At 66.4% G+C, this 25,857-nt stretch carries 24 protein-coding genes and 1 pseudogene; 10 read left to right on the top strand and 15 right to left on the bottom strand.

Annotation, left to right across the window (positions count from 1 at the left end):
- Nucleotide 1 precedes the first annotated feature (1 nt).
- Complete coding sequence (locus tag AC51GR_RS05480; RefSeq protein WP_496323595.1) at nt 2-1,261, bottom strand: sensor histidine kinase; 1,260 nt, start codon at nt 1,259-1,261, stop codon at nt 2-4.
- Nucleotides 1,262-1,427: 166 nt separating this feature from the next.
- Here AC51GR_RS05480 and AC51GR_RS05475 point away from each other — a divergent pair, with 166 nt between their 5' ends.
- Together AC51GR_RS05475 and AC51GR_RS05470 are read left to right on the top strand one after the other, a co-directional pair.
- Entirely contained in the window at nt 1,428-2,042 is a 615-nt protein-coding gene (locus AC51GR_RS05475; RefSeq protein WP_496323594.1) for a hypothetical protein, read from the top strand.
- The gene (locus AC51GR_RS05470) at nt 2,039-3,253 is read left to right on the top strand and encodes an alpha/beta-hydrolase family protein (protein ID WP_496323593.1); all 1,215 of its coding nucleotides are present in this window, start codon (nt 2,039-2,041) and stop codon (nt 3,251-3,253) included. Before AC51GR_RS05475 ends, AC51GR_RS05470 begins: the two co-directional genes overlap by 4 nt.
- A 59-nt stretch (nt 3,254-3,312) precedes the next feature.
- Here AC51GR_RS05470 and gatA read toward each other — a convergent pair whose 3' ends face one another.
- Together gatA and gatC are read right to left on the bottom strand one after the other, a co-directional pair.
- Entirely contained in the window at nt 3,313-4,806 is a 1,494-nt protein-coding gene (gene gatA / locus AC51GR_RS05465) for an Asp-tRNA(Asn)/Glu-tRNA(Gln) amidotransferase subunit GatA (RefSeq protein ID WP_496323592.1), read from the bottom strand.
- Nucleotides 4,803-5,102, bottom strand: a complete 300-nt coding sequence (gatC, locus tag AC51GR_RS05460; RefSeq protein WP_496323591.1) for an Asp-tRNA(Asn)/Glu-tRNA(Gln) amidotransferase subunit GatC — start codon at nt 5,100-5,102, stop codon at nt 4,803-4,805. The genes gatA and gatC overlap by 4 nt, the downstream gene beginning before the upstream one ends.
- 173 nt (nt 5,103-5,275) lie before the next feature.
- Here gatC and AC51GR_RS05455 point away from each other — a divergent pair.
- Both AC51GR_RS05455 and AC51GR_RS05450 read left to right on the top strand, forming a co-directional pair.
- Nucleotides 5,276-5,413, top strand: a pseudogene (locus AC51GR_RS05455) (heavy metal-binding domain-containing protein); the annotation flags it as partial.
- A gap of 52 nt (nt 5,414-5,465) precedes the next feature.
- On the top strand, nt 5,466-6,134 hold the full coding sequence (locus AC51GR_RS05450; protein ID WP_496323590.1) for an ACT domain-containing protein: 669 nt from the start codon (nt 5,466-5,468) through the stop codon (nt 6,132-6,134).
- Between the two features lie 6 nt (nt 6,135-6,140).
- On the opposite strand, the gene AC51GR_RS05445 is transcribed toward AC51GR_RS05450, so the two are convergent.
- The 5 genes from AC51GR_RS05445 to AC51GR_RS05425 form a co-directional block, all read right to left on the bottom strand.
- Nucleotides 6,141-6,692 carry a YdcF family protein gene (locus AC51GR_RS05445; RefSeq protein ID WP_496323589.1) on the bottom strand — a complete coding sequence of 184 codons (552 nt, stop codon included), beginning with the start codon at nt 6,690-6,692 and terminating at the stop codon, nt 6,141-6,143.
- 122 nt (nt 6,693-6,814) lie between these two features.
- Nucleotides 6,815-8,149: a cation:proton antiporter gene (locus tag AC51GR_RS05440; protein ID WP_496323588.1), complete on the bottom strand. Its 1,335-nt coding sequence runs from the start codon at nt 8,147-8,149 to the stop codon at nt 6,815-6,817.
- Between the two features lie 184 nt (nt 8,150-8,333).
- Nucleotides 8,334-10,490, bottom strand: coding sequence for an NAD-dependent DNA ligase LigA (gene ligA, locus AC51GR_RS05435; RefSeq protein WP_496323587.1), 2,157 nt, complete (start codon nt 10,488-10,490; stop codon nt 8,334-8,336).
- A gap of 88 nt (nt 10,491-10,578) precedes the next feature.
- Nucleotides 10,579-11,415, bottom strand: coding sequence for an enoyl-CoA hydratase/isomerase family protein (locus AC51GR_RS05430; protein WP_496323586.1), 837 nt, complete (start codon nt 11,413-11,415; stop codon nt 10,579-10,581).
- Nucleotides 11,416-11,422: 7 nt separating this feature from the next.
- The gene (locus AC51GR_RS05425) at nt 11,423-11,995 is read right to left on the bottom strand and encodes a TetR/AcrR family transcriptional regulator (protein ID WP_496323585.1); all 573 of its coding nucleotides are present in this window, start codon (nt 11,993-11,995) and stop codon (nt 11,423-11,425) included.
- Between the two features lie 110 nt (nt 11,996-12,105).
- Here AC51GR_RS05425 and AC51GR_RS05420 point away from each other — a divergent pair, with 110 nt between their 5' ends.
- Both AC51GR_RS05420 and AC51GR_RS05415 read left to right on the top strand, forming a co-directional pair.
- Nucleotides 12,106-12,510 carry an MmcQ/YjbR family DNA-binding protein gene (locus tag AC51GR_RS05420; RefSeq protein WP_496323584.1) on the top strand — a complete coding sequence of 135 codons (405 nt, stop codon included), beginning with the start codon at nt 12,106-12,108 and terminating at the stop codon, nt 12,508-12,510.
- Between the two features lie 86 nt (nt 12,511-12,596).
- Nucleotides 12,597-12,857 (top strand): GlsB/YeaQ/YmgE family stress response membrane protein, encoded by a 261-nt coding sequence (locus tag AC51GR_RS05415; protein WP_496323583.1) that lies wholly within the window; start codon nt 12,597-12,599, stop codon nt 12,855-12,857.
- Between the two features lie 120 nt (nt 12,858-12,977).
- Here AC51GR_RS05415 and AC51GR_RS05410 read toward each other — a convergent pair whose 3' ends face one another.
- The 5 genes from AC51GR_RS05410 to AC51GR_RS05390 all read right to left on the bottom strand — a co-directional run bounded on the left by AC51GR_RS05410 (nt 12,978) and on the right by AC51GR_RS05390 (nt 18,409).
- Nucleotides 12,978-13,991: a uroporphyrinogen decarboxylase/cobalamine-independent methonine synthase family protein gene (locus AC51GR_RS05410; protein WP_496323582.1), complete on the bottom strand. Its 1,014-nt coding sequence runs from the start codon at nt 13,989-13,991 to the stop codon at nt 12,978-12,980.
- The gene (mnmA, locus tag AC51GR_RS05405; RefSeq protein WP_496323581.1) at nt 13,988-15,127 is read right to left on the bottom strand and encodes a tRNA 2-thiouridine(34) synthase MnmA; all 1,140 of its coding nucleotides are present in this window, start codon (nt 15,125-15,127) and stop codon (nt 13,988-13,990) included. Before mnmA ends, AC51GR_RS05410 begins: the two co-directional genes overlap by 4 nt.
- On the bottom strand, nt 15,127-16,338 hold the full coding sequence (locus AC51GR_RS05400) for a cysteine desulfurase family protein (RefSeq protein ID WP_496323580.1): 1,212 nt from the start codon (nt 16,336-16,338) through the stop codon (nt 15,127-15,129). Before AC51GR_RS05400 ends, mnmA begins: the two co-directional genes overlap by 1 nt.
- A 280-nt stretch (nt 16,339-16,618) precedes the next feature.
- Complete coding sequence (locus AC51GR_RS05395; protein ID WP_496323579.1) at nt 16,619-17,575, bottom strand: electron transfer flavoprotein subunit alpha/FixB family protein; 957 nt, start codon at nt 17,573-17,575, stop codon at nt 16,619-16,621.
- A gap of 48 nt (nt 17,576-17,623) precedes the next feature.
- A complete protein-coding gene (locus AC51GR_RS05390; protein ID WP_496323578.1) occupies nt 17,624-18,409 on the bottom strand; it encodes an electron transfer flavoprotein subunit beta/FixA family protein in 786 nt (261 codons plus the stop codon).
- Between the two features lie 225 nt (nt 18,410-18,634).
- On the opposite strand from AC51GR_RS05390, the gene AC51GR_RS05385 reads away from it, so the two are divergent.
- The 3 genes from AC51GR_RS05385 to AC51GR_RS05375 are packed head-to-tail and all read left to right on the top strand — an operon-like array spanning nt 18,635 to nt 22,336.
- On the top strand, nt 18,635-19,438 hold the full coding sequence (locus AC51GR_RS05385) for a class I SAM-dependent methyltransferase (protein WP_496323577.1): 804 nt from the start codon (nt 18,635-18,637) through the stop codon (nt 19,436-19,438).
- A gap of 38 nt (nt 19,439-19,476) precedes the next feature.
- Nucleotides 19,477-21,006 carry a 1,4-alpha-glucan branching protein domain-containing protein gene (locus tag AC51GR_RS05380; RefSeq protein ID WP_496324093.1) on the top strand — a complete coding sequence of 510 codons (1,530 nt, stop codon included), beginning with the start codon at nt 19,477-19,479 and terminating at the stop codon, nt 21,004-21,006.
- A gap of 37 nt (nt 21,007-21,043) precedes the next feature.
- Nucleotides 21,044-22,336, top strand: a complete 1,293-nt coding sequence (locus AC51GR_RS05375; RefSeq protein ID WP_496323576.1) for a glycosyltransferase family 4 protein — start codon at nt 21,044-21,046, stop codon at nt 22,334-22,336.
- A 37-nt stretch (nt 22,337-22,373) separates the two neighbouring features.
- Here the strand turns inward: AC51GR_RS05375 and AC51GR_RS05370 are convergent, their stop codons facing one another.
- Nucleotides 22,374-23,132: an acyltransferase gene (locus AC51GR_RS05370; protein ID WP_496323575.1), complete on the bottom strand. Its 759-nt coding sequence runs from the start codon at nt 23,130-23,132 to the stop codon at nt 22,374-22,376.
- A gap of 96 nt (nt 23,133-23,228) precedes the next feature.
- Here AC51GR_RS05370 and AC51GR_RS05365 point away from each other — a divergent pair, with 96 nt between their 5' ends.
- Nucleotides 23,229-24,572: an outer membrane protein assembly factor BamB family protein gene (locus tag AC51GR_RS05365; RefSeq protein WP_496323574.1), complete on the top strand. Its 1,344-nt coding sequence runs from the start codon at nt 23,229-23,231 to the stop codon at nt 24,570-24,572.
- Between the two features lie 92 nt (nt 24,573-24,664).
- Here the strand turns inward: AC51GR_RS05365 and AC51GR_RS05360 are convergent, their stop codons facing one another.
- Nucleotides 24,665-25,855, bottom strand: coding sequence for a class I SAM-dependent methyltransferase (locus AC51GR_RS05360; protein ID WP_496323573.1), 1,191 nt, complete (start codon nt 25,853-25,855; stop codon nt 24,665-24,667).
- Between the last annotated feature and the right edge of the window lie 2 nt (nt 25,856-25,857).

Here is a 25,857-nt window from a genome sequence, read left to right as displayed (position 1 = left end):
TTCAGGAGTTGTCCGACCGGGGAAGTTCCGGCGCAGTGACCGCTCGGAGCGGCAGAGCAGCACGGACCACGAATCCACCACCGGGCTGCGGCGCTGCCGACAACACCCCACCGACCGCCTTTGCCCGTTCGATCATCCCGGGAATCCCCAGCCCGCCGGACGACTCCAGGCTGATCGGCGCTCCCGTGGACGCCGTGTTGGCGACGGTGATGTTCAGATCGTCGTCGACCACCGACAATTCGACGGTGACCCGGGCGCCGACGGCGTATCTGGTGGTGTTGGCCAGTGATTCCTGAACGATGCGGTACGCAACCAGCGCGCAGGTGTCCCCGACCTGCTCACCGGTCGACAACGGCTGATAGGTGACATCGACGCCGGCCCCGCGGGTGGCCGCGACGATCCCGTCGATCTGTTCCAGTCCGGGGTTCGGATTGCGCACACATGCCTCGGCGCCCGGCGAATCATCTTCCAGCCGAAGCACTCCCAACATCATCCGTACCTCGTCGAGGGCTTCGCGCGCGACATCGGCGATGGCGTCGAATTCGGCGGCTGCCTCCTCCCCGACTCCGTCCACCCGATACTTCGCGGTCTGTGCCTGCACCACCACCACCGACATCCGGTGTGCGACAACGTCGTGGAGGTCGCGCGCGATGCGGGTCCGTTCGGAGAGCACGGCATTCTTGGACTTTTCGGTGTCCTTCAGCACCGTCTGCCGCGCCAACGCAACCCGCGATCGGACGATGATCCGGATCAGGACGCAGATGATGGCCGCGATAGTGAGGCCGACCACCCAGCCGGCCCGGGCTTCCGATGGGGTGGCCTGATACATGACAAATGACGACACACCCCAGAAGATCGGCAGCAACCGCAACGGAGCCCGCAGGTACGCCAGCACGGTCAGCACCAAGATCTCGATCAGATGTACCACCTGAATCGTGTGATTCCAGCCGTTGACCGGATCCATCGTCAGTCCGATGAGCTGTGCCGACACCACAGAAATCGCCCAGCCGAGCGTCGGATTGAACCATCCGAGCATGATCGGGAATGCGGCAAATGCCGCCACGATCGGCATCACTGCGGGTGTGACGTCGTGGGTTTGCGGCAGCGTGGGCCAGGCGATCGAATACATGATCAGTGCCACGAGCGTCAGAAAGATGTTGATCCGGTGCCCAAGGAACCGCGCCACCGCGGGATCCACGGTGATCGGTAGTTTCTTGACCTCGTCGGCGACGTAGTCGGTGGCCACTGTCCACAGTTTCACCACTCCAACGCTAGTGCTCGGACGCTCGTCGGTCCTCATACCTGAGAGTGAGATCGGGGCAGCCCTGCAGTGGCGGGGTCCGCAGTCCAACTCACCCGAACACATGTGCCACATACACCCCGGTCGACCGATGTGCCCCGGTGCCTGCGGTTCCTACCTTGATCCCATGCGAGCCGCCGTAAGTCGAATCTTCCTGTCCGGCATGGTGATCAGCACAGTCGTCGCGGTGGGTATGTGGCCCGCCGCAGCCGGCGCCACCTCCGCCCCGGCGGGTATGCCGGCAACCGAGATGTCCGAACGCAACAGCGCCGCCGGACGCGTTGTCGCCGCCCTCACCGGGCCCGACCCCCAGCAGGCGATGCAGGTGCTGCCCGACGATTTCCGGGCGCTGCTCGGCTATCACCCGCAGCTGACCGATGGCCTGCCCAGCAACCCCGACGGGGCGTGCTCGTCGCCCATCCCCCTGCCCGAGCAGTTCGGGGACCTCTGCAAGACACACGATTTCGGTTACGACCTACTGCGATACGCGCAGCGCCACGGTCAGCCGTTGGGCCCCTGGGCGCGAACGTCGTTGGACCGCATGCTGATCGAGTCGATGCACCACTCCTGCAGCAACCCGGCCTGCCACTGGGCTGCAGACCTGGCGCGAATCGGCTTGGCGTTCAACACCTGGCGCCAGCATGCCGGCGCACCCGTGAGCAAGGAACCGATGTCATCCATCGTGCTGACCTCCGTTGTACGCGGCGGCCAATCACTCGCCTCGTTGGTGGGGTTGCGATGAGGACCCCGCACCTGAAGTCGCCTACCTGGCCACGTCCGCTGACCAGCATCGGAGCCATGATGGGTGCCGCGCCGGCTCTTGCGCCGGCGTCGCTGCCCCGCGGCGCGCTGGTTGCCGGACTGGTCCTGGCCGGCTTCGGCACACTGGGGGCGTTGATCGGCCGGGCCGCCGGACTGCGGTGGGCGGGCAACGTCCGGACCAGGTTTCGCACCGGGTGGATCTGCGCGGCCCTGGCCGCCGGATTGTTCGTCCAGATGCTCTGGTGGCAGAACGGGTTACGTGAACACCTGGACATGGCACCGATCGACCTCTGGTGGATGCTCGGCACCCTGGGTCCGTCGGCGCTGGTTGCGGCCATCTGTTACGCCCGGCCCCGGACGCGGGCGATCGTTGCAGCACTTGCCGCGGCGGCGATACTGCCGCTGATGCCCTCACCCGCGGGCGCCGCCGGTCCCACCCAGAGCCGGGCGGACGAATTCATCAGCGCGAAGTCCACCTCCTCGTCGCTGCGGATCTATGGCGAGCTGGACGACCGTGATGTGGGGATTCGAGCGACCGAGACCGTGCGGCGCTGGCAGGCGTCCGGCGGGTTGCGGCGGCAGGCGGTGGTGATTGCGATACCCACCGGTTCAGGATGGGTGGACCCCGATGCGATCAGCGGATTCGAGAGCCGGTTCGGCGGCGATGTCGGCCTGATCGCGTTGCAGTACAGCAATATTCCGTCATGGCAGGCGTTCGCCTCGTCGCCACAACCGGCCCGGGACAGTGCGATGGCACTGACCGAGGCGGTGGTTCGATCCGTCGAGCGATCTCCGGCCCATGAGCGTCCGGCGATCTACCTCTACGGTCAGAGCCTGGGCGCGATCGGTGCCGACGCCGCCCGGCGCCGACTCCTCGACACCGCACCCGACACGATCTGCCACACGGTTCTCGCCGGTGCACCGGAAGGTTCGACGACGGTGGCCGCCCCCGATACCACGGTGCTGGGCAACAGTTCTGATCCCGTCATCCGATGGTCTCCGCGACTGCTCTGGAAACCACCGCGGCTACCGCCCCACCTGGTCTCGGGCATGCCCCGGGCACCATGGATCCCGGTCGCAAGTTTCATCCAGACCAGCGCCGACCTCATCGGAGCCCTGTCGTTCCCGGCCGGTTACGGCCACCAATACGGCACCGAACAGGGCCTACCAGCGCCTGCGTGCCACCGATGATGTGCCCTTCTGGCGGCGCCCACCTGGGGTTTTGTTCGCCAAAAGGGCACATTATCGGGTTAGACGATGGGGCCTCGGGCGGCTTCGTAGGCGGCGCCGACACGGTAGAGACGTTCGTCGGCCATCGACGGCGCCATGATCTGTAGACCGACGGGTAGTCCGTCGTCCGCCGACAGGCCCGACGGCACCGACATCGCGCAGTTGCCCGCCAGGTTGACCGGCAGGGTGCACAGGTCGAACAGGTACATCGCCAGCGGATCGTCGACCTTCTCACCGATCGCGAACGCGGTGGTCGGGGTGGTCGGCGAGATCAGTACATCGACCGATTCATAGGCCTTGGCGAAGTCCCGGGCGATGAGGGTCCGAACCTTTTGTGCCTGACCGTAGTACGCGTCGTAGTACCCCGACGACAGGGCGTAGGTGCCGATCATGATGCGGCGCTTGACCTCTGCGCCGAATCCGGCGTCGCGGGTCATCGCCATCACCTGGTCGGCACTGTGGGAGCCGTCGTCGCCGACCCGCAATCCGTAACGCATCGCGTCGAAGCGAGCGAGGTTGCTCGACACCTCCGACGGCAGGATCAGGTAGTACGCGCCCAGCGCATAGCTGAAGTGCGGGCAGGAGACCTCGACGATCTCGGCGCCGCGCTCCTTCAACGTTGTCACCGCGGCGTTGAACGATTCGAGCACACCAGCCTGGTAGCCGTCACCCTGGAGTTCGGTGACGATACCGATCCGCACACCCGAAAGATCTTCGGCGGCACCGGCTTTGGCAGCGGCAACCATGTCGGCGATGGGTTTGTTGATCGACGTCGAGTCACGCGGGTCGTGTCCGGCGATCACCTGGTGCAGCAGTGCGGTGTCGAGAACCGTTCGGGCGCAGGGCCCGCCCTGATCGAGCGAGGAGGCGCAGGCGACCAGCCCGTACCGCGACACCGTGCCGTATGTCGGTTTGACGCCGACGGTGCCGGTGACCGAAGCCGGCTGCCGCACCGAACCACCGGTGTCGGTACCGATGGCGAGCGGAGCCTGGAACGATGCGAGCGCAGCGGCACTGCCGCCACCGGAGCCGCCGGGGATCTTGGTGGTGTCCCACGGATTCCGGGTCACACCGTAGGCAGAGTTCTCCGTGGACGAGCCCATCGCGAACTCGTCCATGTTGGTCTTGCCCAGGATCGGGATACCGGCCGCGCGCAACTTGGCGGTGACGGTGGCGTCGTACGGCGGGACCCAACCTTCGAGCATCTTCGAACCGCAGGTCGTCGGAGCGTCGGTCGTGGTGAACACGTCCTTGAGCGCCACCGGAACACCGGCCAGCGGGGAGGCCGGGGCCTGACCCGCGGCGACGGCCTTGTCGACCTCGGCCGCGGTCGCCAGCGCCTGCTCGGCACCGACGTGGAGGAAGGCATTGAGCTCACCGTCGACCGCCTCGATCCGGTCGAGATGGGCCTGGGTGACCTCGACCGCGGACAGCTCACCGGCGTGGATCTTCGCGGCGAGGTCGGCAGCGGACTGTCCGGTGATCACACCGGACTCTCTGGTGGGGGCGCTCACTGCTCTTCTCCGAGGATCTGGGGGACGGCAAACCGCTGCTGCTCCACTGCGGGCGCACCGGAGAGGGCTTGCGCGGGGGTGAGCCCGGGCACGACGACATCCGGACGCAGCACATTGGCCAGGTCCGCGGGATGCGCGGTGCCGGGAACGTCGGCAGCGGCGACCTCGGAGATGTTCGCGACGTGCGACAGGATCGAATCGAGCTGACCAGCGTAGTGGTCGAGTTCGTCGTCGGTCAGCGCCAGCCGGGACAGCCGGGCCAGATGCGCTACTTCATCACGCGAGATGGCAGACACGCAGATGCACCCTTTCTTGTCGGTGGGTCGGCCACGAAACTGTGCGCCGAACCCTCTGGCCAGAGTAGTCGGCACATACCGACGATCAGCACGGACGTCCTCTCACCCTCCCGCCGCCGGCGCCTGAACTCTCAAATCTCGTCTGCTGCACCAATATCGGTTAGGTTCATCACATGATCATTGTCACCTCTGACGATATTCCCGGGTACCGGATCGCCAACACCATCGGCGAGTGTTTCGGGTTGACCGTTCGTTCGCGCCATCTCGGATCGAACATCGGCGCCGGGTTCAAGTCGATGGTGGGCGGCGACCGACCTCACATGTCGGCCGCCTGAACAGCGCCGGACCAACTGCGATGGGACAATGACCGGCGTGTCCTATCTGCTGCGCGTCTACCTGCAAGATCGTCCCGGCTCACTCGGTCTACTGGCCGTGTCACTCGGTTCGGTCGGCGCCGACATCCTCTCCCTCGACGTCGTCGAGCGCGGCGAGGGTTACGCGGTCGACGACATCGTTGTCGAGGTCCCCCGCGGTGCGCTGCCCGATACCCTGATCACCGCAGCGGAGAAGGTCGACGGGGTTCGCGTCGACTCGATCCGGCCGTATACCGGCTTGCTCGAGACACATCGCGAACTCGAATTGGTCAACGACATCGCCGGGGCGGGCCGGGACCGCCTGCAGGTATTGGTCGATTCCGCGCCCCGCGTGCTCCGAGTCGACTGGGCGACCATCATCACCGCAGGCGGTGGCGGTGGTGCGATCCAGTTGTTCGGCAGCTCCAGCGCTCCCGAAACCCAGCTCACCGATGCCGGCTGGCTGCCCATCGCCGAGACCGCCGAACTCAATCCGGAAGCCCCCTGGGTCCCACAGTCGTGGCGGGACATGGACATCCGGCTCGCCGCCGCCCCGATCGGCACGCCCGGCAAGGCACTGCTGCTCGGACGACCGGGCGGCCCGGACTTCCGGCCGTCCGAGATCGCGCGAATCGGCTACCTGGCGAAGATCGTCACCACGGTGCTCTCGCAGAGCTGACGCCCATCACGCGTACGCGGGCTCGATCGAGATATTTGCATTCTGCTCTGCCACTTGCGTTCTGAACGCTCGCATGGCGCGAGGCATATGAAAGCCGTTGGTCACGATGACCGCGCCGGTGGCGCCGAGGCCTCTGAGCATCGCGACAACTCGGATCGCGTTCTCGTTGGTACTCATGGCGGTGTGTTCGTCGATGACCTGCCAGGGCGCAACTCCGCGTTCGACGAGCTGAAGATGCATGAAGGTGGCCTCCGATATCGGCAGGCTCCAGGTGTTCCCGCCGGTGACGATGATCCGGTTGAACGGGTGCGTGCGAGCGAGCGCCGCCGCCCGGTCAAGACGTTCCTGCAAGATCGGCGGCGGGGCCCCGCGCGGTTCCATGCGCGCACCGAGGACCACGATGTACCGGCCGATCGGATCAGCCGCGAGGAATGCGTCGGACGAGGCTCCGGGTTCGGCCTCGGCGGCCGGCGGGGCAATTGCCGTAGACGCCAGAAGTGCAGTAAACGCGGTGAGAGTCGCGGCCAGAACCACGAATCCTCTCCGGGCAGATGTCATGAGCTTCACCATCCTGAAATGTCTTTGTTATTTCATCGCGCCTCCATGGCAACATTTGAGATGCTTCATGTCGAGTAAATGACAATATTCATGTCGTGAATCCGACCCAGCCGACCCGTTCGTCACGGTTGGTCCGAGGGTGAACCTCGGTGGGCATTGTGCGGGGCGAGGTGCAACATCACCCGTCGAGTCGACACCGAGGTCACTGCCACCCGTTCCGGTGCGTCGTCGGGCAGGGACGCCGCCCAGCGCCCGTATCGCCCCGACAACGGGAATGCACTGAGACCGTGCGCGAGGATGGACAGCACCACCGTCAGCGAGGCGACTTCGACGAGATGATCGGAGACCGCGGTCGTCCCCAGTTCCTGCGCCGCGATCATCACGAAGATCACCGTCGCCAGCCCCCGCGGTCCGAACCATCCGACGAACAGAATCGTCTGCCGGCCCCACCGGCCACCGGCCAACGCCAGGGCCACCGGGACCATCCGGGCCACCGTCAGCGCACCGACCGCCACCACCACGGTGCGTACGGTGGCGTGCTCCAGGGCCCTGCCGACCATGGTGGCGCCGAACGCCACCCACACCACGTAGGACGCGAGCAAACCCATCGTCTCGGTGAACTCGGACCGCACCCGCAGTGACGGCGGCACCGCGAATCCGAAGAACATCCCGCCCAGGAACGCCGCGACGAACCCGTTGCCGTCGATCTCGGTGGCGGCCAGGTAACAGAGCAGCGCAATCGTCAGGACGGCCACCTGCTCCGACAACGGTGAGGTCCACCCCCGGCCGCGACACCACCGCAGCACCCGGCCACCACCCCCGCCGGCGACAACCGCGACGACCACGGCCACCGACATCGCCCAGGCCGCCTCGACGACCCAATTGAGTGAACCGAGCTTGCCCGCCTCCGAGGCGACCACCGTGATCAGGACCATCACCACCGGCGTGGCCATGCCGTCGTTCAGCCCGCTTTCCACATTCAGCATCCGGCGGATCCGGGCGGGGATCCGGGTGTCACTGACCACCACGGCACCGAGTGCGGCGTCGGTCGGCGCGAGCAGCGCGGCGATCAGGGCGGCCACCACCCAGCCGCGATCGGGGAACATCCAGAATGCGAGCAGGGTGCCGGCCAGCAGGGTGAGCGGCAACCCGATCAGCAACAACCGGGTCGGCGGCCCCGAATCACCTTCCACATCGCGCAACCGCAAGTGGGAGGCGTCCGAGAACAGCAGCAGGGCAAGGGTCAACTCGGCGACCGTCAACAACCAATGGCCACCCGGATCGACCCGGACGAGACCGAGACCCGAGGCCCCGATCAGTACCCCGATCGCCACGAACACCATCGGCGCACTGATCCGCGCCCGATCCAGTCGTGCCGAGACGATCGAATAGACGAACACCGAACCGACGAGGACCAGCGGAACCGCCGAATGGATGGTCTCCTGGTGATCGCTCATGACCGCGCACCCCGACACCACGCGCCGGCCGGTCGCCGATCACACACCGAGCCGCGGATATCGATGTCGAACCCCCGAATCGGTCGGTATGCCACCGCGCGCACAACGCGCCCGGCCACCAGCATCGGTGCCGTCGGCGCCGCGCGCATCACCCGAGATGGGTGATGCGCGGGCGTTTTGCCGTCTAGTCCGAGTCGGCTGCCCCGACCTCGTCGGCACCGGCGGCGCCGGTGTCGGTGTCGGTGTCGTCGGCCGCAGGCGGGCCTTCGGTCAGCAGTTTCTTGAATCCGTCCTCGTCGAGGATCGGGACACCGAGTTGTTCGGCCTTGGCCGCTTTCGTGCCGGGTGCGTCGCCGATCACCACGAACGCGGTCTTCTTCGACACCGATCCCGAGGCCTTGCCGCCGCGGACCAGGATCGCTTCTTTGGCGCCGTCGCGGGAGAAGTCCTGCAGTGAGCCGGTGACCACGATGCTCAGACCCTCGAGATTGCGTGGGATCGACTCGTCGCGCTCGTCCTCCATCTGGACACCCGCGGACCGCCACTTGTCGACGATCTCCCGATGCCAGTCGACGGCAAACCAGTCGACGACGCTCTGCGCCAACGTGTTTCCCATGCCTTCGACGCCGGCGAGTTGCTCGACCGAGGCCGCCTGGATCGCTTCGAGCGTGCCGAACTCGGTGGCCAGTGCACGTGCCGCACTCGGTCCCACATGCCTGATCGACAGCGCCACCAACACCCGCCACAACGGGACCTTCTTGGCCGCGTCGAGGTTCGCCAGCAGCCGCTTGCCGTTGGCCGACAACGCCCCACCCTTGGTGGTGAACAGGTCGGTCTCGAGCAGGTCGTCGGCAGTGAGGCCGAACAGATCGCCTTCGTTCTCCAAGACACCGGAGCTCAGCAGCGCGGTGGCCGCCTCGTAGCCCAGTGCCTCGATGTCGAAGGCTCCCCGACCGGCGAGGTGGAACAGCCGCTCCCGCAACTGCGCCGGGCACGAGCGGCTGTTCGGACACCGGATGTCGGCGTCGCCCTCTTTCTGCGGTGCCAGTTCGGTCCCGCATTCGGGGCAATGGGTGGGCATCACGAACTCACGCTCGGTGCCATCACGCAGATCGACCACCGGCCCGAGGACCTCGGGGATCACGTCCCCGGCCTTCCGGATGGTCACCGTGTCGCCGATCAGCACACCCTTGCGCTTGACCTCGGACGCGTTGTGCAGCGTCGCCATCGCCACGGTCGACCCGGCCACCAGTACCGGTGTCATCGACGCGAACGGCGTGACCCGGCCCGTCCGGCCGACGTTCACCAGGATGTCGAGCAGCTTGGTGGTCGCCTCTTCCGGCGGGTACTTGTAGGCGATGGCCCAGCGCGGCGCGCGGGACGTGGAGCCGAGACGACGCTGCAATCCGAAGTCGTCGACCTTGACCACGATGCCGTCGATCTCGTGTTCGACGTCGTGGCGATGCACGCCCCAATAGTCGATTTTCTCCAGGATCGCGTCGGCGCCAACAAGTTTCGTGGTGTGCTTCGATACCGGCAGGCCCCACTCGCCCAGCGCCAGATACGCGTCGTGGAGGGTCTTGAATGTGGCTCCCTCGACCCGGCCGAGCCCGTGGCAGATCATGCCCAGCCGACGGCGTGCGGTGATCTGCGGATTCTTCTGGCGGAGCGAACCCGCCGCCGAGTTCCGTGGATTGGCGAACGGAGCCTTGCCTGCCTCCACCAGCGACGCGTTGAGGGCTTCGAAGTCCTTCACCCGGAAGAACACCTCGCCGCGGACCTCGAGCAGGTCCGGGATCGGGTATTTTTCTGATTCGGTCAGGCGATGCGGGACGTCGTTGATGGTTTTCGCGTTCAGGGTGACGTCCTCACCGGTCCGCCCGTCGCCACGGGTGGTGCCGCGCACCAGCACGCCCTTTTCGTAGACCAGGCTCAGCGCCACACCGTCGATCTTCAGCTCGCAGAGGTACTCCAGACCCATGCCGGCATCGGCCTCGACGCGTCCGACCCAGGCGCGCATCTCCTCGGCATCGAAGACGTTGTCGAGCGACATCATCCGTTCGAGGTGGTCGACCGCCTTGAACTCGGTCGCGAATCCACCACCGACGAGCTTGGTCGGCGAGTCGGCCACCGCCAGCTCGGGATACTGCTGCTCCAGGTGCTGCAGTTTGTGGAGGAGGGCGTCGAACTCACCGTCGGTGATGATCGGGGCATCTTTGACGTAGTAGCGAAACTGGTGCTCACGTACCTCTTCGGCCAGTTGCGACCACTGCTCGCGCGCCTCCGAGGGGGTGGGGTCCGCGGGCGTCGGCTCTTCGATATCTGCACTTTCGGTCACCATCAAAAGATAGTGCAGACCACCGACGCTCCGGTGCGACCTGTGGTCCCTGGTCCGAAAGAGGTCCAGGTGCTCGACCAAAAGCGACTGCTCACCGTCCGAGCATGTTCGCGACATTGTCCGCGAATGCGGCGGTCGAGAAACAACTCGGCTCGGCGAACTCCTCGTTGGTCAGCGATGCGTTCCATCCGGCGTCGGCCGAGGAGCGGAGCAACGACTTGGTCATCGCGACCATGTGCGGCGGTAGATGGGCTACGCGGGAACACCATTCGTCGGCCGAGTCCAGGAGTCGGTCATGTTCCACCACCTCCTGCACCAACCCGAGCGCTCGCGCTGCTTTGGCATCGAGGTGCTCACCGCGCAGCTGGAACGCCAGGGCACCCTGGTACCCGAGTCGATGGGTCAGCGCCCAGCTCGTACCGACTTCCGGGATCAGGCCGAGCCGTCCGAACGCGGGCACCAGGACGGCACGATCGCTGGCGAGCACGATGTCGCAGGTGAGCGCCCAGGCCAGGCCGACACCGGCAGCCGGACCGTTGATCGCTGCGATGAAGATCGTGTCCGACCCCGCGATGGTCCGGGCGATGCCGCCGAACTCACGCCGAATCCATCGCCAGATGTCGGTGACGCCCTCGGGAGCATCGAGATGGTCGACGGCGGTTTTCATCATCTCGAGGTCACCGCCCGCGCTGAACCCGGGGTCGGCGCCGGTCAGCACCACTGCGCGCACATCGACATCGTCGACGAGAGCTGTCAGGGCACGGCGCAGTTGACGCACCAACGGGGCCGACAACACATTGAGCCGATCGGGCTCGTCGAGTGTGACCACTGCCCGGTCGTCGCGACGTTCGACTTGAACACGTACCGGCGCCTCCGGGTCGTCGCCCTCGGCGAGAATCCTCCGGTACAGCGAATCACTTACACCCATGACCGTTTCACTCCTCCCGCAGCGCCGCCCATGCCGCCGACGCGAACGTCTCGATGGTGGTGTCGGCAATCGACGGGTCCCGGCCCGAAATCCATTGCCTGCTGTATTCCTGCGCGGGCCCCAGCCAGAGGGCCGCCGTGATCCCGGGCTCCATCGGACGCAGGAGGCCATACGCGTGATGCGGACGCCACCAATCCCCGACGGACCGGAAGAACTCCCGATTCGAGTCGTGCAATTCCTTGCTCTCGAGCCGATCACCGAGCAGCAACGCGGCTTCGGTCCGGTTCTCCACGACCCACCGCAGGTGATATCTCACCCCGGCCCGGATCCCGCTCTCCGCGGTGGGTTCCATCACGAGCACCCGCACGAAACCGGTTTGGTACTCGCCGATCAGCTGCGCGAAGACCGCCGCCGCCAGCGCCTGCTTGTCGGGAAAGTGGTGGTAGAGCGCCCCGACACTGACCTCGGCCTCCCGTCGCACCTCATCGAGAGAGGGACGCAGCGCCCCATCGGCCGCAAAGCGCCTGCGCGCCGATTTCAGCAGACGGCTGCGTGCATCGGTACCGCGAAGATCCGGCATGAGGATTACTCTACTGCGACCGAGGGTTCCTCTGTGATGGTTTCCACCATCCGACCACGGGCGAACCGAAACCCGAAAGCCGAACATCCGTCCGTCCTAAGCTGGACGCCATGCCGCACCCGATCATGTTCTCCGACGACGATCCGGTTCTGAATCGGCTGCGCACTGTCGCCCTCGCGTTTCCCGACGCCACCGAGGTCGTCGCCCACGGCCGGCCCACATTTCGGGGCGGAAAGATGTTCGGCATGTACGGCGGAAGCGTCAAAGGCGGGCCGAGGTTCGATGCGTCGATCCTCTTCAAGGCCGACGAATCCGAACGCAACGCGCTGGAACAAGATCCCCGGTTCTTCTATCCGGCCTATGTGGGTCCGTACGGATGGCTCGGTCTCGACCTGTCGAAGAAGCCCAATTGGACCGAGGTGGCCGAACTACTCGACGCCAGTTATCGGATGATCGCCCCGAAGAAACTCGTCACCCGCCTCGACAACGGGGAACGACCGGCCGAACTGGGCTGAGACGGGCGTCGGGTGCAGCCCGGATGCGAGGGACCAAAGCACGCCGATTGTGAGATCTGCGTCACCGCACTGCATATACTCCGCACATGCTTCTCATCGGAATCATCCTGTTCGGCATGCTCATCGGCGCCGGAGCCCAGCTCATCCTCGGTAAGCCATCCGGGGGCATCGACTGGACCCTGGCGATCATCGCCGGCCTGGTCGGATCATTCGTCGGCGGATTGCTGATCAGCCTGGTCACGGGCCACGGGATCCAGTTTCACCTCAGCGGCATCATCGGATCGCTGGTCGGCGCCCTGATCGTGACCGCCGGGTGGCAGCTGTGGGCGCGCAAGCGCACGGCCTGATCTACGTCTGCGTGGGTCGAGGCGCGTGGGGTGCTCACACACGCCGGCGTTGTGATTGCTCATGTAGATCAGAGCCGCGGTCGACGGGGAAAGTTCCCGATCGTTCGGGGGGTCTGCGGTTCAGACAGATGTGGGATCTGCGTGCAGACCGGCAGCGGCCTTGCCGCACAACGCGAGCGCAGCCTGCGCCCAGTCCGCGTCGGCCCCGGCCAGACCACATCCGGGACTGATGACGATCTGCTCGGCCAACACCTTGCGGGACAACCCGATTCGGTCGATCAGTTCGGCGCAGTCGGCGGCCACCTGCTCGGCCGCGAGTTCCTTGCCCGGGGCTGTGGCGGGTACTGCGCCCAGCACCACCTCGCGACCTTCGTCGAGCAACAACCCGATACCGTCGAGATCTGCGGTCCGGATCTGCGCAAGGTCAACACTGATCGCGGCAAAGCGGCTGCTGGCCAGCAGATCCCACTGCACACCGGACGAGCAGTCGTGCATGATCACCGGTCGGTCCACCACGGAGATGAAGTTGTCGTAGTGCTCGGCAACGGTCTGCACCGGGATCGGGTTGATGATGTTGAACCGGGTCAGCGGCTTGATCGATCCCTCGATCACCCGGCCGATGAGCGGCTCGTCCACCTGGACGACAACCTTTGAGCCCGTACGCCTGCTGACATCGTTGGCATGGACCCGCAGGCCTTCGGCCATCGATTCGACAAGATCGGACCAGGCTCCCTCGTCGCGGAGGATCTTGTGACCACCGGCGAGTTCAACCGATGCGGCCAGGGTGAACGGTCCGCACGCCTGCACTTTGACGGTGCGGTCGGTACCGGTCAGACCCGCTCGCTCCCAGGCTTCTTCGAAGGCATCGAGATCGGCGGCCAGGAAGTCCCGGGCCCGGCGACTCAGACCCGACGGTCGTCCCGAGAGTCGATAGCCCGAAGGCGCGACGTCCATGGGCATGTCCACCAGTAGGACCGCGGCCCGGCCGACCATGTCGGCGCCCAACCCGCGAGCAGGCAATTCCGGGAGGAATGCGAACTCTGTTTCGCCGACACTGATCTCGGCGGCAACTCGTGGATCGATACCCGGCATCGAGCCGACGCCCGTGCCCGATCCGACCGGCAGGGTGCTCACGTGTGCGAACTGCTGACCAGGTCGCCGGGAACCGAACCGGTCACCACGATGCGACCACTGCCGACCACCAGGTCGCCGTTGACCGAGTCCGGCAGATAGACCACCGCCGCCTGCCCCCGGGCCACACCGGTCAATGGCGCGTGCAGCCGGATCCGGATGCCCGGACCCTCTACACCGTCGGTGCCCTCGTCGATCGCCTCGACCGTCGCCGGCGCCAGACCGCCGTGCGCCCGCACCTGGACCATCGCCTCGAACGGCCCGGTCGGCGTCTCGCCGGAGGTCCAGATCGCGCGGCCCGCGGTGATGCTCCACACCTGGAGGTGTTCGGAGGAACCGACCGTGACGGTGCCCGAATCCGGGTCGATCTCGGTGACGTAGCGGGGCTTGCCGTCGGTGGCGGGCGCCTCGATTCCGAGGCCTTTTCGCTGACCGATCGTGAATCCGTGGACGCCGTCGTGGTCGGCGAGTTCGGCGCCGGAATCGGCGTCGACCACCTTGCCCGGCCGCACGCCGATGGTGGCGCCGAGGAAGGCCCGGGTGTCTCCGGTGGGGATGAAGCAGATGTCGTGTGAGTCCGGCTTGTCGGCCACCGACAGGTTCTTGGCCGCGGCCTCGGCACGGATCTGGTCCTTCGGGGTGTCCCCCACCGGGAACATCGCATGCGAAAGCTGTTCTGCGGTCAGCACTGCCAGTACGTAGGACTGATCTTTGTCGTCATCGACGGCCCGCCGCAGCTGCCCGTTCTCGAGCCGTGCGTAATGGCCGGTGGCCACCGCGTCGAAACCCAATGCGATGGCCCGCTCGGACAACGCGGAGAACTTGATCTTCTCGTTGCAGGTCAAGCAGGGGTTGGGTGTCTGTCCGGCGGCATAGGCGGCAACGAACTCGTCGATGACGTCGTCCTTGAACCGATCTGCGAAGTCCCAGACATAGAACGGGATCCCGAGGACATCGGCCGCGCGGCGCGCATCGGCGGCGTCCTCACGCGAACAACATCCGCGCGAACCGGTCCGCAACGCACCGGGCGCAGTCGACAACGCCAGGTGCACCCCGACGACCTCGTGGCCGGCCTCGACGGCGCGGGCTGCGGCAACTGCCGAGTCGACGCCACCGCTCATCGCAGCAAGTACCCGCATCAGCGATCACCCGCCATGGCGGTCGCCATACCGGCAGCCTGGGCGCGGGCGACGACCTCACCGATCACCGCACCGACCGCCTCGATCTCATCGGCCGTCGTCGACGGTGCCAGCGAGAAGCGCAGGGAGCTGCGGGCATCGGCGGTGGACACACCCATCGCGGTCAGCACGTGGCTCGCCCGCGCCACACCGGCGGTGCAGGCCGAACCGGTCGAACATTCAATACCGTTGGCGTCGAGCAACATCAACAGCGAATCACCTTCACAGCCGGGGAAAGAAACATGTACATTTCCGGGAAGTCGCCTCGGCCCGACCGGTCCATTGATGACGCATCCGGTGCCCGACTCTGCGAGCACCGCGAACAGCCGATCACGCAGCGCCGCCACGGCGGGCATCGTAAGGTCGAGCTCTCGCACCGAAACCTCCAGCGCCACAGCCATACCCACCGCAGCGGGTACGTCGGGGGTGCCGGAGCGGACATCGCGTTCGTGCCCACCACCGTGCAGTAGCGGCACACAGTCGACGTCGCGGCCCAGGAGCAGCGCACCGACGCCGTGTGGGCCACCGAACTTGTGACCGGTGACGCTCATCGCCGACAGGCCACTGGCACCGAAGTCGATGGGCAGATGTCCCGCAGCCTGGATCGCGTCGGAATGCATCGGCACACCGAACTCGCGACAGATGGCGGCCAGCTCCGCGATGGGCTCGATGGCACCGATCTCGTTGTTGGCCCACATCACGCTGACCAGTGCGGTCTGTTCGGCATGGGACGACAGTTCCGCGCGCAGGACGGCCGGATCCACCAGACCCTGGGCATCAACCGGGAGCCAGGTGATCTCCGCGCCCTCGGAATCGGCGAGCCAGAGCACCGGATCGAGGATCGCGTGGTGTTCGATCGACGAGGCGATGATTCGCTTGCGCGCGGTTTCCGGATTCTTGTTGCGCGCCCAGAAAATGCCTTTGATGGCGAGGTTGTCGCTCTCGGTGCCACCACCGGTGAAGATCACCTCGGAGGGCCGCGCACCCAGTGAGGCCGCGATCGATTCCCGCGATTCCTCCAGGCGACGCCGGGCCCGACGGCCCGATCCGTGCAGCGATGACGCGTTGCCCGCGATCCCCAAGAGTTCGTTCATCGCCACGACGGCGGCGGGGACCATGACGGTCGACGCGGCGTGGTCGAGGTAGATGGGCGTGCGATCAGCGGAGAACATAACCAATCAAGGATAACCGCATCGGCGCCCTCGGTATTTCCACGCCCGGACTCCTCGCCATCGGACTGCCCGATCCGGCCCGCCAGGACGCGATGAACGCCGTGTTTTCACGGTGACCGGCGCCTGACGCCGCAGGTGGCGGCGCCGCCCCGCAGAATCGACCCTGCCGATGTGGGGAAACTCACCGACGGTCGGCACGAACCGCAGCGCACAGCAAACGACCCCCCACCCGGAGGTGGAGGGTCGTCTGTTCGTTACGAGGTGCGGTGGCGCCATGCGCTCACTTGCGCACCTTGACGGCCTCGGTCAGCTGCGGGGCGACGTTGAACAGGTCGCCGACGATGCCGAAGTCGGCGATCTCGAAGATGGGTGCCTCTTCGTCCTTGTTGACGGCGACGATCGTCTTCGAGGTCTGCATGCCGGCCCGGTGCTGGATGGCGCCGGAGATGCCCAGTGCCACGTAGAGCTGGGGCGAGACGGTCTTGCCGGTCTGACCGACCTGGAACTGTCCCGGGTAGTAACCGGAATCGACCGCCGCACGCGAAGCGCCGACAGCGGCACCCAGCGAATCGGCGAGTTCTTCGACGACGGAGAACTTCTCGGCACTACCGACGCCACGGCCACCGGAGACCACGATGGTGGCCTCGGTCAGCTCGGGGCGGTCGCCGCCGACGTTCGGCTCGACCTTGGTGATCTTGACGGCGTTCTCGGGCACCTCGGGAACCTCGACGTCGACACGCTCACCGGCGCCGGGCGACGGGGCTGCCTCGACGCCACCGGGACGCACGGAGAACACAGGGACGTCGCCGCCGGCCTGCGCGTCGACGGTGTAGGCGCCACCGAAGATCGAGTGGACGCCGATGCCGCCCTCTTTCACGTCGATGACGTCGGCGAGCACACCCGAACCGAGACGGGCGGCCAGACGACCGGCGATCTCCTTGCCGTCAACCGTGGCGGCCACGATGACGCCGGCCGGTGCGGCCTGCTCCACCAGGGTGCCGAGGATGTCGACCTTGGGGGTGATGAGATAGCCGTCGACCGAATCGGACTCGGCGACATAGATCTTTTCGGCGCCGGCCTCTTTCAGCGCGTCGGCGATCGCGTCGGCGGTGCCCGGCTTCGCGGCGACGACCACCGACGGGCTGCCCAGCGCGCGGGCGGCGGTGATGAGCTCAGAGGTGACCTTCTTCAGGGCACCCTCGGCGTCCAGCTCAGCGAGGACAAGTACTTCAGCCATGGTTTTTACTCCTTGGAGGGGTCGAGGTGGTGTGTGAGGTCGGCGCGATCAGATGATCTTCTGGCCGACCAGGTACTCGGCGACCTTCGTGCCACCGTCACCCTCATCGACGACCTTCTCGCCCGCGGTCTTCGGCGGCTTCGGGGTCGAGGCGGTGACCGTCGATCCGGCGTTCGCCAGACCGACTTCTTCGGGTTCGACGCCGATGTCGGCCAGCGAAAGAACCTGGACCTCTTTCTTCTTCGCGGCCATGATGCCCTTGAAGGACGGGAAGCGCGGCTCGTTGATCTTCTCGCCGACGCTCACGATGGCCGGCAACGAGGACTCGAGATGGAAGATGCCATCGTCGGTCTCACGCTCGCCCGAGATCTTCTCGCCCTCGACGACCAGCTTGCGCATGTGGGTCAGGTGCGGGAGCTCGAGGTACTCGGCGATGATGGCCGGCACTGCGCCGACGCGACCGTCGGTGGCCTCGTTACCCGCGATGACCAGTTCGACGCCTTCGACGGTGCCCAGTGCCCGAGCGAGAACCCATGCGGTCTGGATGGCATCGCTGCCGTGCATCGCATCGTCGAGGACGTGGATCGCCTTGTCGGCGCCCATCGACAGAGCCTTGCGAATGGCATCGGTGGTGCGGGCAGGACCGACGGCCAGCACGGTCACCTCACCCTCGCCGGCCTCTTTGATCTTGAGGGCCTCTTCGACGGCCTTCTCGTTGATCTCGTCGAGTACGGCATCGGCAGCTTCGCGGTCCAGCGTGAAATCGCCGTCGCTGAGCTTGCGCTCGGAGTAGGTGTCAGGGACCTGCTTGATCAGAACGACAATATTTGTCATGGGTCTTCGTCGACCTCCTGCGTAGGGTTCTGGACAACTTACCCGTCGGTAAGTACGCCTTGTTCTGTACCACCTTAGCGCGCACCAAGAGGACGTTGACCACCCGATTCTGTCACAATGACCTCCGTCACATTCCGACGGTCACCGTCGATTCCCGGCGAAGATCTGTACTCGGGTTCCAAGTCGCCCTTCAGCTCCGACTCCGCGCCCACTAGGCTCCCCTAGATGGCCAACCGCACGCGGGGATCGCAGGACACCGTCACCCAGCCCGACACGGGTGGATCCGGGACGCCCACGCTTGCCCTGACCGGCGAACGAACGGTTCCCGGGATCGCCGAGGAGAACTACTGGTTCCGCCGTCACGAGGTGGCCTATGAATTCATACTGCAACGTTGCGGCGGCAAAGACGTCCTCGAAGCCGGTTCCGGCGAGGGCTACGGCGCCGACCTGATCTCGACGGTGGCCACCGGTGTCACCTGCGTCGACTACGACCTGTCCGCGGTACAGCACACCCGTGCCCGCTATCCACAGCTGACCATCCACCAGGCCAATCTGATAGACCTTCCCATCGCCGCCGAATCGGTCGACACGGTCGTGAACTTCCAGGTCATCGAGCACCTCTGGGATCAGCCCGCCTTCATCGCCGAGTGCCTGCGGGTCCTGCGACGAGGCGGCGAACTGCTGATCTCGACCCCCAACCGAATCACCTTCTCCCCCGGTCGCGACACCCCCCTCAATCCGTTCCACACCCGCGAACTGAACCCCGCCGAGCTCCGCGAGCTCCTCGAAGACGCCGGCTTCACGGTCACCGAAACACTCGGGGTCTTCCACGGCGCCGGGATGCGCGCCCTCGACGCCAAGTGGGGCGGCTCCTTCATCGACGCCCAGATCGAACGCGCCCTGTCCGGGCAGCCGTGGCCGCCGGAGCTCACCGACGACGTCGCCGGGGTCGGGACCGGTGACTTCGACATCACCGACACCGACCTCGATGCGAGCCTCGACCTGTTGTTCATCGCGGTGAAGCCTTGAGCCACAACGCCTTGCGCGAGGCGAGTCCGGTACCGGGCATGTTCAGCCTGGTGCTGCATTCACATCTGCCCTGGCTGGCCAATCACGGTAGGTGGCCGGTCGGCGAGGAGTGGCTGTATCAATCGTGGGCCGCGTCGTACCAGCCGGTGTTCGCCGCGCTCCGACGGCTCGCCGCCGAGGGCTTCACCGACCAGCTGACGCTGGGTGTCACCCCGGTCCTGGCCGCCCAGCTCGATGATCCGCATTGCCTGACATCGATGTACGAGTGGCTCGCCGACTGGCAGCTCCGTGGCGCCGAGGCAGCGATCTCCCGCGCCGACACCGGCAGTGCAGCTCGTCCCACCGCATCGGTCAACGAGCTCGGCAACCGCGAATACCGCAGCGCTGCAGACGCATTGGCCGACTTCGAAACCCATTGGCGCCATGGCGGTTCCGCACTGATCCGCTCGATGGTCGACTCCGGCACCATCGAATTGCTCGGCGGACCGCTGGCCCATCCGTTTGCGCCCCTGCTCGATCCCCGACTGCGCGACTTCTCACTCCGCGAAGGTCTGTCCGACGCGCAACTACGGTTCGGCACTCGCCCAGAAGGGATCTGGGCACCGGAATGCGCCTACGCACCGGGAATGGAGTCGGATTATCAGGCCGCCGGGGTCCGGCACTTCATGGTCGACGGCCCGGCCCTGCACGGTGAGACCAGCCTGGGTCGCACCGTCGGTGAGAGTGATGTGGTCGCCTTCGGCCGCGACCTGCAGGTCTCGTATCGGGTGTGGTCACCGAAGTCGGGCTACCCTGGCAACAGCGCCTACCGCGACTTCCATACGTACGATCACCAATTCGGTCTCAAACCGGCACGGGTCACCGGCCGCACGGTCGCCGGCCCGGACAAGAAGCCCTATGAACCGGCCCGCGCACAGGCCGCGCTGCGTCGCCACGTCGACGACTTCGTCATGTGTATCCGCGAACGACTGATCAGCGAGAGCGACCGCATCGGCCGGCCGGCGCATGTGGTCGCCGCGTTCGACACCGAACTGTTCGGTCACTGGTGGCACGAGGGACCGCAATGGCTCGAGGCCGTTCTGCGCGCCCTGCCGGAGGCCGGGATCACCGTCGGCACACTGAAAACCGCGCGCGACGAAGGCTATGTCGGTGCGCCGGCGGAGCTCAGCGAGTCGTCGTGGGGGTCGGGCAAGGACTGGCGGGTGTGGAACGGTCCGGTCGTCGAAGACCTGGTCCGGATCAATGCCGAGGTGGTGTCGGCGGCTTTGACCACCGTCCAGAAGCGTCGTGATCAGCAGCCCATGCGCGATCGGGTTAGCGATCAGATCCTGCGCGAGACGCTGATGACCCTCTCGTCGGACTGGCCGTTCATGGTGTCCAAACAGACCGCCGCCGACTACGCCCGCAATCGGCTCTACACCCACGCCCACGCCACCCGGGAGATCTGCGATGCCGCCGACCGAGGGCGGGAATCGGTTGCCGCACAACTGGCCTCGCAATGGAATCGGGCGGACAACCTCTTCCCCGGGCTCGATGCACGTCGATTGAACTTCACGGGGCGGGAATGACCATGAGCGTGCACGAGATCCGGATGGCGGGGGCAGCATGAGGGTTCTGATCGTGTCGTGGGAATACCCGCCCGTGGTGGTCGGGGGTCTGGGCCGTCACGTGCATCACCTCGCCGTCGAACTCGCCCGCGCCGGCCACGAGGTGGTGGTGCTGTCGCGGCAGCCCGGTGGCAGCGACGGGCTCACCCACCCCGGCACCGACGCCGAGAACGAGGGCGTTCGGGTGATCGCGGTGGCCGAGGACCCGCCGCACTTCGTCTTCGGCGAGGACATGATGGCCTGGACGCTGGCCATGGGGCACTCCCTGCTGCGCGCCGGACTCAAATTGGGCGACTCGAAAAACCTTGCCGCCGAGGGCCCGTGGATTCCCGACGTGGTCCACGCCCACGACTGGCTGGTCGCCCACCCGGCGATCGCGCTGGCCGAGCACTTCGATGTCCCGCTGGTCAGCACCATTCATGCCACCGAGGCCGGCCGCCACAGCGGTTGGGTCAGTGGCCGGGTGAACCGGCAGGTCCACTCGGTCGAATGGTGGCTCGCCGCCGAATCCGATGCACTGATCGCCTGCTCGCAGTCGATGCACGACGAGGTGAACCGGCTGTTCGGGCCGGAACTCGCCGAGATCCACACCATCAACAACGGCATCGACGTCGAGGCCTGGCCGTTCGCGAAGCGCGTCCCCCACAGTGGGCCGCCGAGCCTGCTCTACGCCGGACGCCTGGAATACGAAAAGGGTTTGCAGGACGCGATTGCCGCCCTGGCCCGCATCCGCCGGACGTTCCCCGGCACCACACTGACCGTTGCCGGCGACGGCACACAACTCGACTGGCTCCAGGAGGTCGCGCGCAAACACCGGGTGTCACGGGCCATCCGATGGGTCGGCAGCGTCGACCGCGTCGGGCTGACCACGCTGATGCACGACTGCGACGCGATCGTCCTGCCCAGCCGATACGAGCCGTTCGGACTGATCGCGCTCGAGGCGGCCGCCACCGGCATCCCACTGGTCACCTCGACCGCGGGCGGACTCGGCGAAGCCGTCACCGACGGTGTGACCGGGCTGAGTTTCGCACCCGCCGATGTGGCGGGGCTGACGGCCGCGATCCGAGGCGTCCTCGGCGATCCGGCCGCCGCACAGCAACGTGCGATCGCCGCCCGCGCCCGGGTGACCGACGGCTTTGCCTGGAACCAGGTCGCCGAACGTACCGCCGGGGTCTACCTCGGTGCAAAACGTCGCATCCGGCGCCCGCTGGGCCGGCCCGACATCGTCGAACGCCCACTGCCCGAACGCGACCCGGCTGTCCCGGTGGTCGTGCACCTGCCGGCCGACTGACACGGGGGTTCGCCCGATCGTGGGGCGCCTGTTTCGACTACTGTTTCCGGGCCGCCTGCGCGGCAGCCTTCTTGCGTTCGATGTCGGCCAGGGCGCGCTCGAGTTCGGCGCGCTCCTGTGCGTTCGAGGCCCAATCGTCTTTGCGGTTCTTGACCACCCGGGCCGGCGACCCGACCGCGATGGAGAAGTCCGGGATCGTGCCCTTCACCACGGCGTGGGCTCCCAGAACGCAGCCGCGTCCGACGATCGTGTTGCGCAGCACGGAGACCTTGGTCGCGATCCAGGTGTCCGAGCCGACGCGCACCGGGCCCTTTACGATGCCCTGATCCTTGATCGCCACGGTGATGTCATCCATCTTGTGGTCGAAGTCGCAGATGTACACCCAGTCGGCAACCAGCGTGGAGGCGCCGATCTCGATGTCGAGGTAGGCGTTGACCACATTGTTCTGACCGAAGACGACCTTGTCACCGATCCGCAGCGAACCCTCGTGGCAGCGGATGGAATTGCCGTCGCCGATGTGGACCCAACGGCCGATCTCCATCCGGGCGAGCTCGGGGGTCGAATGGATCTCGACGTTCTTTCCGAGGAACACCATGCCCCGCAGGATGATGTGCGGGTTGGCCATCTTGAATCGGAGCAACCGGAAGTACCGGACCAGGTACCACGGGGTATAGGCCCTGTTCTGCACCACCCAGCGCAGCGAATCCCGGGTCAGGAAGCGGGCCTGACCGTCATCGCCGCCGCGCAGACCTGCCCGCCACCGGCGGCGCAGTGGCGCATTCCACATGCTCGTCATGGCTAGGAAGACTAACGGGGGACGCCGCTCCCCGGGGTCGTGGGTCCCGCGCGATAGGCTCAGGCCCGATCAAGGCGAAGGGACGCAAGAGTCGCGATGAGGTTGATGGAGACGCAGCGGAGCTCGACCATCCGGAGGTCCGGGCGCCGGGCGGGTGCGCGGGCGGCTGCGGTGCTGGTGCCGATCCTCGCCGTCCTGCTGAGCTCCTGCTCGGACGGCGTCGACGATGTCCGGTCCGTGGCGAGCGCGGGCTGGTCGAGCTACGGCGGCAATGCGCAGAACTCCAACTTCGCCTACCCCGAGGTCCGCAGCGACCTGGCGTTGTCCTGGTCGCGTCCGGTCGGCGGCGAGATCAGCGCGCCCCTGACGATCTCGGGACGCTCGAATGTCAACGTCACGGCCACCACCGACGGTGGCTGCAACACCTTCCAGTTCGATCAGCGCGCCGGCCGCAAGAACTTCTGCAAATTCCTCGGCGACGGGGTCGATCTGAATTCGATGCTCGTCGATCAATACGAGAACATCTACATCGGACGGGCCGGGACGTTCTTCGGCCTGACCGGCAGCGGCGACACCAGGTGGCAGTTCGGTGTGGTCGGGGTCCCGGTGTCGGCCAAGTTCGCGGGCCCCGGTTCGGTGCTGATGGTCAGCCACCTCGGACAGGTGCTGCTGTTCGACTCGCAGACCGGAAAACTGCAGGCCCCCGGGATCGCACTGGTGCCTGGCGTCGACCCCGCCAAACCGCTGGAGGGGCTCGGCGACTGCATCACTGGCGGACCGGCCTGCCCGGTGCAGGCACCACCCGCCGTCGACGACAACCGTGACCGCTTCTACCTCAACTTCTGGCCGAAGGGCGAAATCGCCTCCGGTGTCCGGGCTTTCGACTACGGCGAGGTCGACGGCAGCCGTTCGATCCGCGAAGCCTGGAACACCGACATCCCCGGTGGCGTCATCGGGCCGCCGACCCTGTCGATCGACCGTTCCACGCTGTACGTGTTCAATCGCCTCGGCAGTGTCTACGCCCTGGACGCCACGACCGGTGAACGGAAGTGGGATTACAACATCGGCAGTTTCGGCTTCGCCACGATGACGGTGGCCCCGGATGGACTGTTCATCCCGACCGGACCGCTCAACTCCCCGGTCCGGGCGTTCCGCGACGAGGGCGACAAGGCGGTTCCGGTGTGGGAGCGCACCGACCTCCGATCGGCGAGCCTGGCAACGCTGACCAACTCGGGAACCGCGTGGACCGTCGTTCGGGAACCCGGTGAAGACAACCTCACCCTGACCGAGCTGAACTCCGGCGACGGCGCCACCAAACGCACGCTCGAGATCCCGGGCGCCGTCGGTTTCACCACCGGTGTCGCGGTTTCCGCGTCGGGGCAGGTGGCCGTGGCCACCCATCTCGGTGAGGTCTTCTTCTTCGACTCCCCCAAGAACTGACCCCCGCACCCCGCAAACGAGCCACATATACGAAGACGAGCCACATATTTGTGGCTCGTCTTCGTATAGGTGGCTCGTTTGTTGCCGGATCCTCACGTGCGGCGGACGCCGGCCTCGCAGACGAACATGACGCCGCGACGGCCGATGCGGGTGATCACCACCGCCAGCGCTCGTGAACCCTTGAGCTTCAGCCTCTTTCGCAGTGCGTCGGGGTCGACGTCGATGCCGCGCACCAGGATCTCCACTGCGCCGCAATCGAGTTCGGCCAGCCGGCGTTTGAGCTGCTTCTCGGAATAGGTCAGCTGCTCCAGCACCCGCCAGCCCCGCTCCCCGACCGGTAGTTCGTCACCACTGAGATAAGCGATCTTCGGATCGAGCTGCCACAGATCATGGGCCTTGGCATAGTGCCGCACCAGGCCCGCACGCACCACCGCACCGTCGGGATCCATGATCCAGGTGCCGGCATCGTCGACACCCGCGCTGTCGTCGGCGGCGTCGGTGATCTCGAAGCCGCTGCCATCCGTGCGGAGCACGGTGGCGCGGCGCGTGACACCCGGGGTCGGCTCGGACCACAGACAGGCCTCGCGGACGCCCCCGTCGAGCGAAACCACTTGCACCTCACCGGTGAATCCGTGGCGTGCCCGAAGCAGGTCGTAGTCCAGGCCGGGTGCCGACTTCACCACCAGGGGCTTGCCCGCATAGACGTCGAGGACACTGAGCAAAGGAGGCTCGGTGTCCTCGAAACGGAAGCTGCGGCGGCCACCGCTACGCCGGGCCGGATCGGCGATGACCACGTCGGCATCGCTGCTGGGCACCAAGGCATCCGCCCGGTACAACCTCGCCTCGGGGACATTGTTCTGCGCCATCGCCAACCGCACCTCGTCGAGGTCGCTGCCGATGACGTCGCCGAGGCCGTCCTGGCGAGCCAATGCGGACAGCTCCGCACCGATGGAACAGGTGACATCGTGGACGGTGGCTCCCGGATAGCGCGCTGCCAGTTCGGTTGCCCGATGATCGGCCACCGGATAGGCGGTCGCCTGCTGCAACGCGTCCTCGGTCAGCAGCAGTGTCCCTGGAACACGGAGTTTGCCAACAGCCTTGCGCCGCAACGTGACCGTCTCGACGAGCGCGGCCTGATGTGGCGAGTACCTCCTGGCCAGTTTCTCGATGTCACCGAGCATCGTGTCCGGTTGCAGCACAAGCGAATCAGCAAACGCCAGTGCGCTGCGCCCGGCGTCGGACCGCAGATATGCAACGTCGTCGATCGAGAAGTCGTAGCCCACGG

This window comes from Williamsia sp. z71, from assembly GCF_059553375.1.
This window is presented reverse-complemented; position numbering and strand designations above follow the sequence as displayed.